Genomic DNA, 15,430 nt, shown 5'->3' on the forward strand with positions numbered 1-15,430 from the left:
AGCATGTTCGCCTCCGCGTTGGTCGCGAGCTCTTCATGGCCGCTCGTCCAGGGCGCGCTAGCCCGTGATCACGGCGTGATGGGTCAGACCTGGGGTATCGCCGAGCCTGACCTCCTGACGACGATCGACGGCCGTCTCAAGGCACTGCAGGCGAACGGAGGAATCGAGCGCATGCAGGCGACGATGCGCGCGAACGCCGAGAACCGCGTCCGTAATCCACTGGCCGTAAGTGGCATCATGCCGGTTCGCGAGGCGAAGAGCTGGACCTTCGATCCCTCGATCGTGCTCGATCGGGATTTGCGGGACGTGAAGGGCAACCTCGTCGCGGCGGCCGGCACACGGGTAAATCCGCTCGCATTCGTTTCGCTCAAGACGGACCTCGTCTTCATCGACGGCCGCGACGATGCGCAAGTCGACTGGGCGCTTAAGCGCTGGAGCGCGACGGCTGCCAAGATCATCTTCGTCGCCGGGTCGCCTTTCGAGCGCATGGGCGAGAAGAAGCGCCGCTTCTTCTTCGACCAGCAAGGCAAGCTGACAGGTCACTTCGGCATCACCCACGTCCCCGCGATCGTCGCGCCAGAAGGCCAGGCGATGCGGGTCAGCGAAATCGAGTTGCCGGGAGGCGCGTCATGATGTGGCTCGACATGCTTCGGACGCCGATGGCGGCGCCCGAGACACGCTCGCTCAAGAGCATGCGGTTGACGATCCTCGCTTCGTCGGCGCTGTTGATGCTGACCATCCTCGCGTTGGCGCCGTTGCGTAGCGCGATTGGCGTGGGGGCAGGGGGAATCGCAGCCGCGTTACTCGTCATGCTCGTCATCCTTGTGCCGGTCTATGCGACCGCCAAGAACCGAGCGGACAACGCCTATCTCGATCAACTCGGTGCGGCGCACGAAGCTGGTGACGCCGCATGATCCGGCGCTTGCTCGCCTTCCTCAGCGTCATCGCGGCGTTCGCCTTGTTGCCGGCGCCGGCGAGCGCAGTCCCATCGAACTGCACCGGCAAGTTCGTCAATCCGATTACCGACGTCTGCTGGTCGTGCCTGTTCCCGCTGTCGGTCGGTGGCTTGCATATCTGGCCGGGATCGCGGCCCGATACCAAGAACCCCGATCTCCCGGTCTGCGCCTGCGGCAGCCCGGTGCCGCGCATCGGCATCGCGATCGGCTTCTGGGAGCCAGCACGCCTCGTCGACGTGACGACAAAGCCGTGGTGCTTTCCGAACCTTGGCGGTCTTCGGCTCAACCCGGGCCTGGACATCGGGCAAGGCCAGTACACGGGGCCGCTGATCAGGGGGGGCTCCACCCAAGCGTCGGCGAACTGGCAGGCTCACTACTACGTCTATCCGCTGCTCTACTGGCTTGAGATCCTCACCGACTTTGCCTGTTTCGAGCAAACGACGTTCGACGTCGCCTACATCACGGAAATCGATCCGCTGTGGAACGACGACACGCTGACCACGATCATCAACCCCGAAGTCGCGCTGTTCAACAACCCGATCGCGGTCGCGGCGTGCGCGGCCGACTGTGCTGCGGCGACCGCTAAGCTGCCGATCGATCAGATGTTCTGGTGTGACGGCTGCAACGGCTCGATGTTTCCGATGAACGGGAACGTCGCTGCGCACAATTCGCCTGTTCAATCGTCCCGGCTCGCCGCGGAGCGGTTGTTGTTCAAGATGCACCGGCAGGGTCTCGCCTGGGGCACAGCGGGCTCCAAGGCGCTCTGCAACAAGTACATCATGCCGATCCTAAAAAAGTCGCAGTACCGGATCCAGATGACGAACCCAACGCCGACCGTGAGCGGGAAGTACGCCTGCTCTCCGATCGGTGCATCGACACTGCCGCCAGATGCCGGCCGCGCGTTCCCTGTGGGAGGCGAGGACTTTGGCTACCTGCTCTGGCGCAAGCGCAACTGCTGCATGCTGTGAGGGCCGGACCGATGCGCAAGATCCTCCTTTCCGCAGCCGCGCTCGCCACGCTAGGCACCGGCGCTGCCGTGATCGCGCAGACGGTCGAGGGACTGAACCTCGACGCAATCCGGGCTCGCTCGGAGACGATGTCGGCCGACGCGCAGGCTCTATCCAACGAAGTCCAACGCCGCGGCGACGCCTTCCGCAAGGACGCGGAGACTGTCCACGCGGTCGCGATGGAGAAGGTTCGGACGATCGATCGCGCGGCCCTTCCCAAGGGACCGACCGGCGCCGTCGACTTTGATGAGATGATCCAGACGGCCTCGGCGAACATGAAGGATAATCGCGGCAGCGCGCCGCAATTCATGGTCTTCGTCTCGACATCGATGCCGGAGCAAGCGCTCAAGCAGATCATCGCGGACACCTCGGCGGCAGGAGGCGTGGTGGTGTTCCGCGGCTTCCCGAACAACTCGGGCAAGGCCTTCATCGCCGCGCTCTCGAAGGTGGTCACCAAGGATCAGCAGTTCGCATCGATCGGTATCGATCCGCGCCTGTTCCGTGCCTTCAACGTCGATGCGGTGCCCGCCATGGTGGTCACCTCCACGGACTTCACACCTTGCGACGGCCTCACCTGTCGCAGCGAGCCGCCACCTTTCGACCGCATCGTCGGCAATGTGACGGTTCGCTATGCGCTCGAGACCTTCGCCGATGCGAACGGACCTGGCGCGCTGATCGCAAAGACCGCGCTCGGCAACCTCGGCCGGGCTCCCTGACCATGACGGGGGGCCGCCTCATCCTCGCCGGTTTGGCCGCGTTGCTGGCGGTTCCCGTCGCGCTCGATGCTCAGACGAGCGGACAGCCGCAGTCCCAGTCTGGTGGCGGCTATTACGACATGGGCGACTATTCCTATTTCAACGAGCCCAAGTCGGCGACGCCCGCGCCGACGCCCACCCCGACGCCCCGGGCAAATGTCACGACAGCCAAGACCCTTTCGGTAACCCAGGCCCCGAGCCAGACGAATGCGCAGGCGGCCGTGAGCGCGCAGGCGGCGCAGCAACCTACCGCGCAGATGGCGGGACAGCCGTACGTCTACCCCAAAGGGGACCTGGACAAGGCCAGGGCAGACGCGAAAGCGCTCGCCAAGCCGGCTCGCGCGAATGCCGCCAGTCTGCCCACGTCGACGCCTCTGACCGACGTTCCGGGCTACTCGCCGAACGCAAACCCAGCGGAAGCTTATGCCGACGACCCTGACGGGTTAACCGCGGCCGGCAATGCCGCGGTAGGCAGCAACGATGCTTGGAAGATGGTCACCGACCCGGACCGTGTGAAGGTGACCCTCGCGCCGAGCGAGATCGCGCGGGCGCAGGATGTTGAGAAGGATCCGAACAGCTTTCTCAATGGGCAATCGATGGGGGCAACTGACGGCAGCTGCAAACCTCTGCCCCCGGGTGGCAGCGCGGGGTATTACGAAGCGACTTGCAACTCGGGCACCAAGGTCGAGGAAGGCGAAGCGGTCTGCCGTACGCCGCTCGTCGTCGACGTGACCCCTGGGTCGACCAAGTATGTCTACACTTGCGAGAACTGGATCGGTCGTCGCCCGACGTCGAACGACAACACCTCGCGCCGCTGCACGCCTGCGTTTACCCAGCCCGTGGCTCAAGGCATCTGCCGCGAGCGGTCGCGCACCACCGTCCTTTATGACGTCTGCCGCCAAGGCACGATCACTAAGTGCTTCGAGCCTGACTCCGAAGAGGGCGAGGAGATCACCTACGAGTGCGATTCTCCGGCAGTGGCGCGTTATTATGCGACGGAAACGGTGGGTCAGGTCGTCAGCGAGCGTCGCAACGAGGCGATGTGCAACGCGACAACGTCAGGCAAGACGTGCCAGCTCAAAAGTGAAACCTGTGTCGATCCGGATCCGACCACCCGAACGATCAACGGTGTTCAGGTCACCCGCGCGTGTTGGAACTGGGAACGCAGCTACACATGCACCAGCATGACGCAAACCTCGGATTGCGCCAGCCTGGCCGGCAATCCGAAATGTACGTACGTCCGCGACGAATGCCTTGATGATCCGCAAGATGGCCCCTGCAAGGTTTCGACCAAGGTCTACAAGTGCCCGCTTCCTGACAAGCAGGACGACGCCAAGCAGTATATCTGTGGTAGTGATGTCTATTGTATCAATGGAGACTGCGAACCCGTCGAGCGCGAGGCATCGACCGAGTTCAAGGATGCGATCGTCGGGCTCCACGCCCTGGGGCAAGCCAATGCGGAGTTCAACGAAAGCACGCTGACGCTGTTCTCGGGCACGCGCGAGACCTGCAACAAGAAGATCTTCGGCGCCTCGAATTGCTGCTCGGGCAAGGGCGTACCGCTCTTGACCCCTTGGTTATGCAGCTCTGCCGAGAAGCAGCTCGACCAGAAGGACGACAAGGGGCTGTGTCATAAGCTTGGATCCTACTGCTCTGACAAGGTGCTTGGCATCTGTGTCACTTCAAAGGATGCATATTGCTGCTTCGCCTCGAAGCTGACCCGCATCCTGCAGGAGCAGGGCCGCCCGCAGCTCGGCAAGCCTTGGGGCAGCGCCAAGAAGGGCACCTGCGAGGGCTTCACGATCGACGAGTTCTCTCGTCTCAACCTGTCGGTGATGGACTTCTCCGAGGTCGTCGCCGAGTTCACGGACGCCGCCAAGCTTCCGGACGAACTCGCGACCTCGACCATGATCCAGCAGCGGATCAAGGACTATTACGAAACGAGGAAGCCGAAATGAGCGATGTGGCGCCCTTCGACCGTCATCGCCGCTTCACCGACATGTCGGTCATGGAGTTCGCGTTGCTGATCGCCCTGATGCGGGTCGGTCCGCATCCGCTGGCCTTTCTTCTGCCGACGCTGGACGCGTGGTTTGACTGCAAGCTCGGCGTCTCGGATCTCGAGCCGACGGCAGGTCGGCTCGAGAGGGCCAACTACGTGCTGCGTCGTGGCGACACCCTCTACCCGCGCCGGCACACCGCAGGGATCGTGATGGGCCTCTACGGCTCTCTGTTCAGGGTCCTCGCGGACGACATGACCAAGCTCATCTCGGCGCATGAGCCGAACATGCTCTCGACGATGAAAGCGTACCTCGACCGCAAGGCGACCGAGGACCGGAACCAGGACAAGGACGGGGATCAATAATGCGCACCACACTCACGCTCGCTCTTGTTGCGTCTCTCACGACGGCAGCAATTGTGCCGCCTGCGGCGATCGCTCAGGCCCGGTATGCCGAGGAGCCGATCGCCGGCGTCGAGGGGCCTGGCGATCTGCCTGACAGCGTTTCCATGCAAGGGCAGGGCGGTGTTGACGGCGATCGGGAGGAGGAGGATCGTCGTACCGCGAGCCAGACGGGCGATGCTTTCTACTGCCAGCAGCGCAAGCTCGGGACCTGGTTCTATTGCGACAAACCAAAGCCGAGCCCTGCCGATCGCAAGGCAGCGCAGCCCGCGCAGTCCGCGCAGTCCGCGGCCGAGCAGCTGGCGGCGATCGGTAAGGAACTGGACGAGAAGAAGGCGAGGGCGATCCTCGACCCGACACCGGAGAACGTCTCGTCCTACATCAGCTACCAGCGCCAGCAGCTAAACCGCGCCTCGTCGTTTGCGGACATGTGGCGCCGCTCGATCTGGCAGAATCCGGAACTGGATTACACGCTGCAGCGACCGGTTAACCAGCTGGGCAAGCGCACATGGCTCGATACGCGCACGGCGGACAAGAACCGCGTCTTGGGCTCAATCTCCAAGCGGTACGGGGTCTTCTACTTCTACTCGTCCGCCTGCGCCGCGTGCGAGGTGTTCGGGCCGATCATGCGTAGCGTGTCGGATCGCTTCGGACTGACCGTGATGGCGGTCTCCCTCGATGGCGGACCCTCCAAGACGTTTCCGAACTTCACCGTCGACACCGGCCAGTATCGCGCCATGGGCATGCAGGGCGGCCAGGTGCCGGCGCTTGTCCTCTTTGACACTGTCACCAAGCGACCGATGCCCATCGGTTACGGCGTCATGGCCGCGGATGAGGTGATGGACCGCATTTTCACTCTGACCAGCGTCGAACCCGGGAGCGACTTCTGATGCGCCGCCTGATCCAGTGCTTCACCCCGCGCCGGCTTGCGAAACTCGCTGCGGCGACCTTCGCGCAGCTGACCATGCTGCTCGCGGTGTTTGGTCTCGTCTCGCAGCCGGCGATGGCCGACGTCGGATCGGAGATGAACAGCTACTTCAACGCGGCTGGCTCTTCCGCGAACGTCACCGGTCCGGCTGCGTTCAACGGTCAGTCGGCCGGATACTACTCAGGCGGGTCGGTTTGGAGCCGTTTCCCGCAGAAGTCGATCAATCCGGTTAGCGTGGCATTGCCCTCCGCGCGCGCCGGCTGCGGCGGGATCGATCTCTTCGCCGGCAGCTTCAGTTTCATCAATGCCGACGAGATGGTTGCCACGCTGAAGGCGACCGCGAACAACGCGATCGGTTTCGCCTTCCAGCTCGCGATCGACAGCATATCTGCGCAGATTGGCGGTGTCATGAAGGACATGAGCCAGCGCGTGCAGGCCCTCAACGCGTTCAATATGTCGAGCTGCGAAGCCGCACAGCAAGCGATCGGCTCGATCTGGCCGAAGATGGATGGCGCAAGCTCGACGATTTGCCAGCAGGTTGGTGGTGCCAAGGGCTTCTTCTCCGACGCCGCCTCGGCACGTCACGGCTGCACCAACAAGGGTGAGCGCGAGGATACGATTGCCAAGGGCGGCGACGACGCCGAGCTCGTTCAGTCGAAGAACTATACCTGGTACGCGCTCAACGCGAAAAGTGCGACCAAACCATCAAAGGAATACGCCGAGTTCTTAATGACAATGGTCGGCACGATAATCTACGATTCGACCAAGAAGGCCGACAGCATGGGCGGGTTCCGATTCATCGCTCCTGCAAGCTGGGACACGTACCAAGCCCTTCTTGATGGCACGGCATCGGCGCCGACCGATGTTTGGTCGTGTGACACTACGGACGACAAGGGCTGCCTTTCGCCGAGATCGGAAAAACTCAGCATCCCAACGGAAGTGGCGCTGCGTACCCGCGTCCTGAAGATGATGGATAGCATGAGCGCGAAAATTCGCTCGAACGCGGCATTGTCTGGCGACGAGATCAACCTGCTCGGCATGACCTCCATCCCGCTCTACAAGATCCTCGTCGTGAACGAGGCAGCGCACATGGGCCTCGGCTCCGGCGACAAGGCCACACTCTCCGAGATGGTCGCGATCGATCTCCTCATTTCGATGCTTGATCGTATGCTCGACACGATCTCCCAGGCGCAGCAGGGCGCGAACTACGTCTCGACCACCGAATTCGAGACATGGCGCAAGCAGGTCGACAGCGTGAAGACCGAGCTTGCGCGGCGCAGCACGAAGATGGCTGGCGAGGTCCAGAACACCTACCGCGTGATCCAGCAAACGCAGTTCCTAGAGTCCACGCTCAAGAACACCATGAGCCCGCAGATGACCGCCTCGCTCCGTTTCGGACGCGGGTTAAGCTCGCAGGGTCTTCGGTAAGCGACAGGGCAGGGAGCCAGGACGATGGGCGCGCTCGAGGTTTTCACGATTGGCGGGGGCGAATACATCGTCAACGTCCTGAATGCGGTCGCAGCATGGTGCGGGGGCGGAGGCTACCGCTCCATGCTGCAGGTCGTCATGGTGATGGGGCTCACCTACTCGCTATTCGTCGTCGCCTTCTCGCTGGATTGGCGGGCTTGGTTTAACTGGTTCCTCCAGTCGACCCTCATCTACATGATGCTGATGGTGCCGACCGTGACGATCAAGGTCACGGACCGGATCAATCCGGGGCTGGCGCCGGCCGTGGTCGACAACGTGCCTCTGGGCCTCGGTGTCATGGCGTCGTTTACCAGCCAGGCAGGCGACTGGCTGACTCGATCGGCCGAGACAGTTTTCGTCATGCCGAACGCGCTCGCGCTCTCGACCAACGGGATGATCTACGGCGCGCGGTTGATGGATAAGGCTCGCACCTTCGAGCTGACGAACAGCGTGTTCCGCGCAAACATCGACGAGCACCTGAAGCAATGCACGTTCTATGACGTATTACTCGGCTTCAAGTCGATGAACCAGCTTACGAAGTCCAATAAACTCTGGGAAGACATCGGTCCTGGTTCGCCGGCGCGTAGCCAGCGTTGGATTACGTCAACTGGCCCCGACACGACGGAGAACTCGATTATCCCGTGCAACGAGGCCTACTCGCGGATGAACAACCAGTGGAAGGCCGAGTACGACAACGATATTCCCTGGTTTAGCAAGAGCGCCTACCCCGGCGTGGCCGATGACATCGCGGCGGAGCGCCTGAAGAACGATCTGCCGATCGTCGCGGCTCAGATGCACGGCTCGAGCAGCGACGCGTATGGCTATTTGCGGCAGGTTTCGATGATCGACGCCTTCCTTGCGGCGCGGGAGAGCTTCTCCGAGGCCGGGTGGGATGCCTATGCGGCGCAGCGCGCTGACGCCCAGGCAAAGAACACCTATACCTCGATCGCGCAGCAGGCGATGACATGGGTCCCGCTGCTCGGCATCGTCCTCACCGTCGTCTTCTACGCCATGTTCCCGGTGCTCTTTCCGCTCTTTCTGTTTCCGCGCACCGGAGTGCAGACGCTAAAGGGCTACGCGGCCGGCTTCTTCTACCTCGCCTCGTGGGGGCCGCTCTACGTCATCCTGCACATGTTCGTCATGAGCAGGGCGGCGAGCCTGTATCATGCTGTCTCCCCGAACGGGCCAAGCCTCCTTGTGGTCGACGGCATGGCGAGCGTGAACGAGTCCATCACGACTTTGGCCGGCTTTTTAATGATGAGCGTGCCGTTCATCGCCGGCGGCATGGCGCGCGGCGCCATGGCGATCGCGGGACACGCGACGTCGATGCTTCAGCCCGCACAGAGCGCTGCCGAGCAGGCCGCGACCGAGCGGACGACCGGCAATTACTCGTACGGCAACACCTCGTTTCAAAACCTCACGGCTGGAAACACTCAGGCCAACAAGTTTGACGATCAGCCGAAGTTCAACTCCGGCTATGCCTCTAGCTCCTTCACGAATGCCGATGGCGGCGTGACGTATGGCTTCTCCGACGGGTCGAACTCGTTCGACACATCCCAGGGTATATCTCGCCTCGGCTTCCAACCCACGCGAACGGCCGGTTTCGACAGTCAGATGAGCCGCGCTCTTTCGGACGGGCAGTCCCACACCGAATCGTTGCGTAACTCGGCATCCCAATCGTGGAACGCGACAGCGACAACAGCTACCGATTTGCTTACCGCCTCGGAGCACCGCCGCGGCAGCTCGACCGAAACGGGCTCGGGCTTCAATAACAGCGTAGCAAAGATGACGGATGCGTCGCGCAGCCTTGCCACTGGCCTTAGCCATCGCTTCGGCTTGAGCGAAGCTGATGCTCAACAGGTCGCTCGTGCTTCACAGACCTCGGGGGAGGCCAGCGCTGGTATTGAGGCTCTTAAGAAGCTTTGGGGTGTCACCGGAAGAGCCGGCCTGAGCGGAAAACTAGCTTCGACAGCAACCGAGAACACTAACCGCAATGTCTCGGCAGACAATGCCTACGGCGAGCTAAACGAGTATCTAAATAGAGAAACTAACACGACACAGGCTCGAGCAGCCCGTGACGATTTCTTCCGAGAGACTAGCACTAGCGGTGACAGCGAAGTGCGATCGCTTTCCCAAAAGCTGGGGGTTAGTGTCGGCGAGTCGCGGTCCGCTTCTCTTGAAGCCACTCGCGCCGAGGAGACCTTTCAGCGCGTCAGCAACGACGTCCGCGAAGCGTCCTCGAGAGGCTGGTCGCTCAGCCGAAACGAAACGCAAGAGTTCGTCACATACGCGCAGGAGCGGCTTCTGCAGGACGACAACCTATCACAGTCGGGCTGGACGCCCGGCATGGTCATGCCGCGCACTCCACAGCAGGAGCAGGTTCGCGATATCCTCTTGAGCGACTTCATGGACCGGCGGGTATCGGCAGTGCGTGAGGAGCTTGGTGTCAACGTCTCTGATCGACTGAGCAACAACCTGCATGGACCCGCGTCGACCACCGCGGCGGGTGTTCAGCAGTGGGGAGGACGCCGAGCTGGTGGCGTTGCCGCGCAAGGACCAGAGGTCTCAGTCCGTGATAGCTCTCGTGACCACGATCTCGCCGGTGAGGTGTCTGACGCAATACCGAATGCGTCCGCGCGGATCACTCGCGGCGCCTTCGATGTTGGGAACCAGGTCGATGACGCCAGAGGGACCGCTGGGCGACTTGGCGATCATGTTCGTGAGCGGAACGATGCGTGGATCCCGACGACGCTGCCGGGCGTCGAGGGCGCCCGTGATTGGGCGCGCGACACGCTGGGCGTGGGCCAGGGGACGAGCCACGTTTATGAACTACCGCGGGGTGAGCGCGCGATCCTACCGATTTCGGGCCGGCTAAGCTCGAACATGGGAGGACGGATTGATCCGGTGACGGGGCAGCCGGGTCACCATCATCGTGGGGTGGATATCGCTGCTGCGGCTGGCACCCAGATCCGAGCGCCCGCATCTGGCCGGGTCGTGAAGAACGAGTTTCAAGAAGGCGGGGCCGGAAACTACCTCGTGCTACAGCACAGCGATGGATCGCAGAGCAAGTACTTCCACATGCAGGACCGTTCGGCCTTTCCAGTCGGAAGCAGTATCGAAGCGGGCTCTGTTCTAGGTCGGGTCGGGACCACAGGTAGGTCGACCGGTCCCCATCTCCATTACGAGCTATGGAAGGATGGCGCCCCGGTCGATCCTAAGAAATATCAGCTCAAGAACGGCCGGGAATGATGAAACAGGCGACCAGCATGAACACTAGAATGGCCACGAAGAACGCTTTTGCGTACCTGTTGTCTTCGACCTCGGCGTGCTCGGCCGTCACGGGGCGAGGTGCATCGTAAAGCGCCTCGCGTCCCACATGTGTCATTTGATCATACACGTTGTTCGGATTGAGGTAGCCGTTATTAGTTGAAGCCGAGCTTGGATCTCGCCAGTCCATCTGGCCAGTATCATGGTTCAACATGGCCGCTCCTCCTGCACCCAATCGGCCCATGCGGACACGATTTACGCTTGCAAAGCGTAGCAGACCAGATTGAACTAGGCGAGGAGTTTTCCGCGTTTGTTCTTCTCGACGCTACAGGGAGCGCGATGACGGTGAACGAGGCAGATAAGGACCCTCGCATCGCCGCCCGATACGAGGAGCTGTTGGCGGTGCACCTCGGCTTCTACGAGGCGCTACGGCTGCGCGAACGGCGACCGAGAAGCGCTGCCCAGCGGCAGTTTCAGGATGTTGCCTGGGGAAAAGCCGAACCGGTCAGCGATCACGAAAAAGCTTACGTCTGGCATCTTCGGCGACAACAGATCGCGCCCTTTAACGGAGGCGCACCAGCGCCACACATCGATGACGTAATGGCTAAATTCGAGCCCGGAGCACGACCAATCAGCCATAGCACAGGAAGCAAGTGGGACAATGCTTGGCGCGAAATCCGTGGTAGTCGTGAGTTCTGGTAAGCAGCAGATCGGTATCTACCGGCCAGTTCGATAATAGTGATTATGTAAATAGCAGTACCAGAACTGTCCATGTAATCCGTGTCCAGTGTGGTCCAAGGCTGCTTGTCATCGCGGCGTGATACCAGCAGTATCCGGAGCGTGTCCACGCCGAGCTACCTGGCACCGCTGCAAACCGCACGCATCGCGATGCCCGACGGTCGGCGATCGTGGACCGTCCTCGATGACGACGCTGAGATCGTCGAGTGCTTCCGACATTGGATCGTCCATCTCGAGCAGACCAACGCATCGCCGAACACCATCCGGGCCTACGCCCGGCACGTCGTCGATTTTGCCAATTTCCTGGGTACCAACGGCGCTGGCCTTCGCGACGTCACCGTCCCGCTCTACGATGGCTTCCTCGCATGGCGGCTGACCAGGCACCGCAATGCGCTGCCGAGTCCGAAGCTGGTTCGGCTGCGAGCATCCCCGGAGCCCGCGCTGGCACCGGCGACGCGCAATCAGATCCAGCTCTCGATCAAATCGTTCTACCGGTTCTTCAACGGCACCGACAACTTCGCAATTGATACCGCCGACGTGGCAAAAGCTTTTGACGGTCACCGCGTCTACAAACCGTTCCTCGAACATATCAGCCAGCGACGCACGACCAGGCGCAAGGACCGCTACCTAAGCGGCGATCCCGTTCGCGTGCAGCGGCGGGTCACGGACAAACGCCTGACCCCGACCGAGGTGCTGACGATGATCAAGGCCTGCGGCCTCGCCCGCGACGCCTTCCTGATCGTGCTGCTCTACAATACCGGCATGCGCATCGGCGAAGCGCTCGGGCTGCGTCACGTCGACATCGACCTTGCTGAAAAGGTGATCTGGGTCGTGCCGCGCGACGACAACGCCAATGGTGCGCGCGCGAAGTCGGGACGGACGCGCGGCATCCCCGTGCACGATTACGTGCTCAACATGTACGTCGATTATCTGACGAGTGGCGAGTACCTGCCGGCGTTTGAGGCCGGCACCGAGTATGTCTTCGCCAACGTCAAGGCGGGACAGGTCGGCCGCGCCATGAGCCTGTCCTACGCCTATAAGCTGAACAGCCTCCTCAAGCGCCGCACCCGGACCGCCTTCACCTGGCACATGTTCCGCCACAGTCACGCGTCGGAGGCGATCGCGGCGGGCTACAGCCTGTTGGAGGTCGCCGACCGGCTCGGTCATGCGAGTCCGCAGACGACCGCCACCTTCTACCAGCACCTTTTCGCGTCCGAGGTACGCAAGCTCTACCTCACCGGTCCTGCGCAGGTTCAGGAACGACTTGCCCATCTTCGCGAAGCCAACCTGGTTGGGAAGGATGTTCGGTGGGCGTAACGTCGCTCGCCCTCGTCGCCGGCACGCCCGACGACCCCGACCGCTACAACAACTGGCTGGAGGGGCGGCTTGCCGCAGTCTCCCCTCTCCTGCTCGCCAACGATACCTGGAGCGACGCGCTGATGAGCGAGGTCTTTGGGCACCCCTGGCTCGCCCCGGTCTACGCCGCCCTGCCGCTCCGCGCCGCGAGCCCGATTCTCACCAACGAGATCAAGACCTATCTCGCGGCTTCGGTTCTGGACGATCGCAAGGCCGACCGCCGCTGGTTCTGGCGACGGACGGGGGTGGTGGAATATCGGACCCAAGAAGGCGTCGCGCTGCTGGCGAGCTTTGGCGTCCGCTGTTTGGCCGACATACCGCACCCCAACTTCGCGCCCGATGACAGCGCCTGCAAAGCCGGCCCCATGTGCCATAACGAAGCGGTGCTTGAACAATACTCGGCTTGGTACGGTCGAACGCATGAGCACAGGCGGCTGCGTCAGACGCGCAACTGGTTGCGCGATGGCAAGGTGACGACCGGCGAGTTCCACGCACCCGAGGTCCAGCTGTTCGGCGATCTCCATCGCCACGCAATCATCGACCGCGCGCAGATGCGCCCCGTGGCGGAGCGCGATATCGTCCTGCTGAACGACCTCTATAGCGAGGATGATACCCGCTTCCGCGATCGGCAGCGTATCAGCGATCAGTACCTCAACTTTTTGCGCTTCCCGCCCTGGCTAAGGCCGCTCTCACGAGCGTTTTTGCTCGACAAGATCAGCCATGGCGAACTGGCTCCTGCGACCGCAACCGGGACGATGTCGCGCCTGCGGCGGTTCGCACGCTTCCTGCACGAGGAAGGCGTCACTGGTCCTGACGGCATCGCCGAACCATTGATGGAGCGTTTCCTCGCCTGGGGAAATGCCCGCGGGGCGAAGGGCAAGAACTGGTACACCGACATCGTCCAGCTCCTGCGCGCTGCACCTGTCCTGGCACCCGGGCGGTGGCCCACGATCGCCCTCGACAAGCGGGCCGTAAGGCGGATCGATTACAAGCAGGCGCCCGATGACTCGCGCAATCGGCTTTATGCCTCGCGGGAGGGTGCGAACCGAGCGGCGTCGACGGACTCCATCGCCGCGATCATGGCGCACCTGAACGAGCTGCCGGACCCGATCCCGGCCATCTTCAGGATCGGCGTGACGACGGGCGCCCGCGCCGAAGACCTGCATGCCCTGCTGTTCGACTGCCTGGAGCCCGACCCGCATGACGCCCGGTTCATGCTGTTCACCTTCTGGCAGAACAAGGTCAGCCGTTGGAACCGCAAGCCCCTGCTGGTGACCGATGCCGCCCATCAGGCAATGATTGGGATCATCGAAGAGCAGCGCGAGCGCGTCCGCCGGTGTCACGGACGTGAGACGAAATACCTGTTCCCGGTGTTCCATGGCAAACGCGAGTCCTTCCTTGGGTGCAATTGGACCTCGCAGGAGCTCAAGAGCCTCTGCCTGCGTCACCAGATCACCGATGGCGAAGGTCGACCCGTCGACTTCGCCTGGCATCCGCTGCGGCATCACCGGGGCACGCAGATGGCGGCCGAGGGACACGATATCCTCAGCATTATGTTCGAGCTAGGCCATGCCTCGCCCGACATGGCATCGATGTACGTCAACAAGCGCCTGGAGCTGAGGAAGAACGCCTTGATCCGGAAGGGCGGCGGTCGGTTCTACACGATCGAGGGGCGGGTCGATGAAGCCGTCGGCGATCTCCTGCTGCGCAAGGACGCAATGACGGCGACCCGGGTAGGCGGCGGCGCCTGCACCTTGCCCGGACAGCTCGGTGAATGGTGCGAGCACGCGCACGCGCACGCCTGTCTCACCTGCCGGCACTTTCGCGCCGATGGCGACGACGTCGACCATTTTCGCGGAGAACGCAGCAAGCTTTATGTGACGATCGAGAACCTCGAAAAGGAAGCGCGGACCTGCGAAGACGAGGGTCGAACCCGCATGGCGGGCATCGCCCGCAAGCGGCTCGAGCGGAACAAGGACGCTGTGCAGAACACGGACGCCATCATCCGATCAATCGAGGCGCAGGGCCAGTACCAAGGCAGCGAGCAACGCTATCGGCCCGCCCTGGCCCGGCAAGAGGCGACGCAATAATGAGCGGTGAAGACCGGCGGATAGCCACGTTGGATGGCGCTCGACAACGCCGCAGCGCCGACAAGCGCGCGGCGGTCGAGGACGCCATGTTGCGGCTGCGCGACAGCCGGCAAGCCGTCACGTTCGTCTCCGTCGCGCGCGAGGCGAAGGTCAGCCGCCAGTACCTTTACAACAACTTCGCCGATGCGATCGGCGAAGAGCGAGCCGAAACGCGCGCCGAGACCACGATCATCGACGGCATGAAGGTGCCGCTGCGCACGCCGGAGGAGCACCGGCATATCGAAGCCGCACTGCGCAACAAGGTCGACCGCCTCGAGACCGGGCTGAAGGAAGCCCGGGCGGAACGGTTGAAAGCCGAGAGAACAGCCGAGCGGGAACGCGGCAAGGCCGAGTACTGGCGACGGCTCTACACCGCGGTGCTCGCCCGGCTGTCGGAACAGTAGGAAATCGTATGATGCTTGCCCCGCG

Annotated in this window: 14 protein-coding genes; 13 read left to right on the forward strand and 1 reads right to left on the reverse strand. The window is 62.6% G+C overall.

Going from position 1 to position 15,430, the window contains the following annotated elements:
* Positions 1 to 3: 3 nt before the first annotated feature.
* Genes traW through L8H00_RS12920 form a run of 9 tightly spaced genes read left to right on the forward strand, consistent with a single transcriptional unit; the run spans position 4 to position 10,760 of the window.
* Positions 4 to 633, forward strand: a complete 630-nt coding sequence (gene traW / locus L8H00_RS12880; RefSeq protein WP_133192334.1) for a type-F conjugative transfer system protein TraW — start codon at positions 4 to 6, stop codon at positions 631 to 633.
* Complete coding sequence (locus L8H00_RS12885) at positions 630 to 914, forward strand: hypothetical protein (RefSeq protein ID WP_133192333.1); 285 nt, start codon at positions 630 to 632, stop codon at positions 912 to 914. The genes traW and L8H00_RS12885 overlap by 4 nt, the downstream gene beginning before the upstream one ends.
* Entirely contained in the window at positions 911 to 1,924 is a 1,014-nt protein-coding gene (traU, locus tag L8H00_RS12890) for a conjugal transfer pilus assembly protein TraU (protein WP_133192332.1), read from the forward strand. The genes L8H00_RS12885 and traU overlap by 4 nt, the downstream gene beginning before the upstream one ends.
* Positions 1,925 to 1,935: 11 nt before the next feature.
* Positions 1,936 to 2,679 (forward strand): type-F conjugative transfer system pilin assembly protein TrbC, encoded by a 744-nt coding sequence (gene trbC / locus L8H00_RS12895; RefSeq protein ID WP_133192331.1) that lies wholly within the window; start codon positions 1,936 to 1,938, stop codon positions 2,677 to 2,679.
* Between the two features lie 2 nt (positions 2,680 to 2,681).
* On the forward strand, positions 2,682 to 4,676 hold the full coding sequence (locus L8H00_RS12900; RefSeq protein ID WP_242097712.1) for a conjugal transfer protein TraN: 1,995 nt from the start codon (positions 2,682 to 2,684) through the stop codon (positions 4,674 to 4,676).
* A complete protein-coding gene (locus tag L8H00_RS12905; RefSeq protein WP_133192329.1) occupies positions 4,673 to 5,080 on the forward strand; it encodes a hypothetical protein in 408 nt (135 codons plus the stop codon). The genes L8H00_RS12900 and L8H00_RS12905 overlap by 4 nt, the downstream gene beginning before the upstream one ends.
* Positions 5,080 to 6,006: a conjugal transfer protein TraF gene (locus L8H00_RS12910; protein WP_133192328.1), complete on the forward strand. Its 927-nt coding sequence runs from the start codon at positions 5,080 to 5,082 to the stop codon at positions 6,004 to 6,006. The genes L8H00_RS12905 and L8H00_RS12910 overlap by 1 nt, the downstream gene beginning before the upstream one ends.
* Positions 6,006 to 7,472 carry a conjugal transfer protein TraH gene (locus tag L8H00_RS12915; protein ID WP_133192327.1) on the forward strand — a complete coding sequence of 489 codons (1,467 nt, stop codon included), beginning with the start codon at positions 6,006 to 6,008 and terminating at the stop codon, positions 7,470 to 7,472. Before L8H00_RS12910 ends, L8H00_RS12915 begins: the two co-directional genes overlap by 1 nt.
* 24 nt (positions 7,473 to 7,496) lie before the next feature.
* On the forward strand, positions 7,497 to 10,760 hold the full coding sequence (locus tag L8H00_RS12920; protein ID WP_242097713.1) for a conjugal transfer protein TraG N-terminal domain-containing protein: 3,264 nt from the start codon (positions 7,497 to 7,499) through the stop codon (positions 10,758 to 10,760).
* Here L8H00_RS12920 and L8H00_RS12925 read toward each other — a convergent pair.
* Entirely contained in the window at positions 10,741 to 10,992 is a 252-nt protein-coding gene (locus L8H00_RS12925; protein WP_133192325.1) for a hypothetical protein, read from the reverse strand. The genes L8H00_RS12920 and L8H00_RS12925 overlap by 20 nt on opposite strands.
* 125 nt (positions 10,993 to 11,117) lie before the next feature.
* Here L8H00_RS12925 and L8H00_RS12930 point away from each other — a divergent pair, with 125 nt between their 5' ends.
* The 4 genes from L8H00_RS12930 to L8H00_RS12945 all read left to right on the forward strand — a co-directional run bounded on the left by L8H00_RS12930 (position 11,118) and on the right by L8H00_RS12945 (position 15,405).
* Entirely contained in the window at positions 11,118 to 11,480 is a 363-nt protein-coding gene (locus tag L8H00_RS12930; RefSeq protein ID WP_242097714.1) for a hypothetical protein, read from the forward strand.
* Positions 11,481 to 11,618: 138 nt separating this feature from the next.
* Positions 11,619 to 12,833: a tyrosine-type recombinase/integrase gene (locus tag L8H00_RS12935; protein WP_242097715.1), complete on the forward strand. Its 1,215-nt coding sequence runs from the start codon at positions 11,619 to 11,621 to the stop codon at positions 12,831 to 12,833.
* A complete protein-coding gene (locus L8H00_RS18985; RefSeq protein ID WP_242097716.1) occupies positions 12,824 to 14,962 on the forward strand; it encodes a tyrosine-type recombinase/integrase in 2,139 nt (712 codons plus the stop codon). The genes L8H00_RS12935 and L8H00_RS18985 overlap by 10 nt, the downstream gene beginning before the upstream one ends.
* The gene (locus L8H00_RS12945; RefSeq protein WP_242097717.1) at positions 14,962 to 15,405 is read left to right on the forward strand and encodes a hypothetical protein; all 444 of its coding nucleotides are present in this window, start codon (positions 14,962 to 14,964) and stop codon (positions 15,403 to 15,405) included. The genes L8H00_RS18985 and L8H00_RS12945 overlap by 1 nt, the downstream gene beginning before the upstream one ends.
* Positions 15,406 to 15,430: the final 25 nt, after the last annotated feature.

It is taken from the genome of Sphingomonas sp. CROZ-RG-20F-R02-07, assembly GCF_022662335.1.
Lineage (GTDB): Bacteria > Pseudomonadota > Alphaproteobacteria > Sphingomonadales > Sphingomonadaceae > Sphingomonas.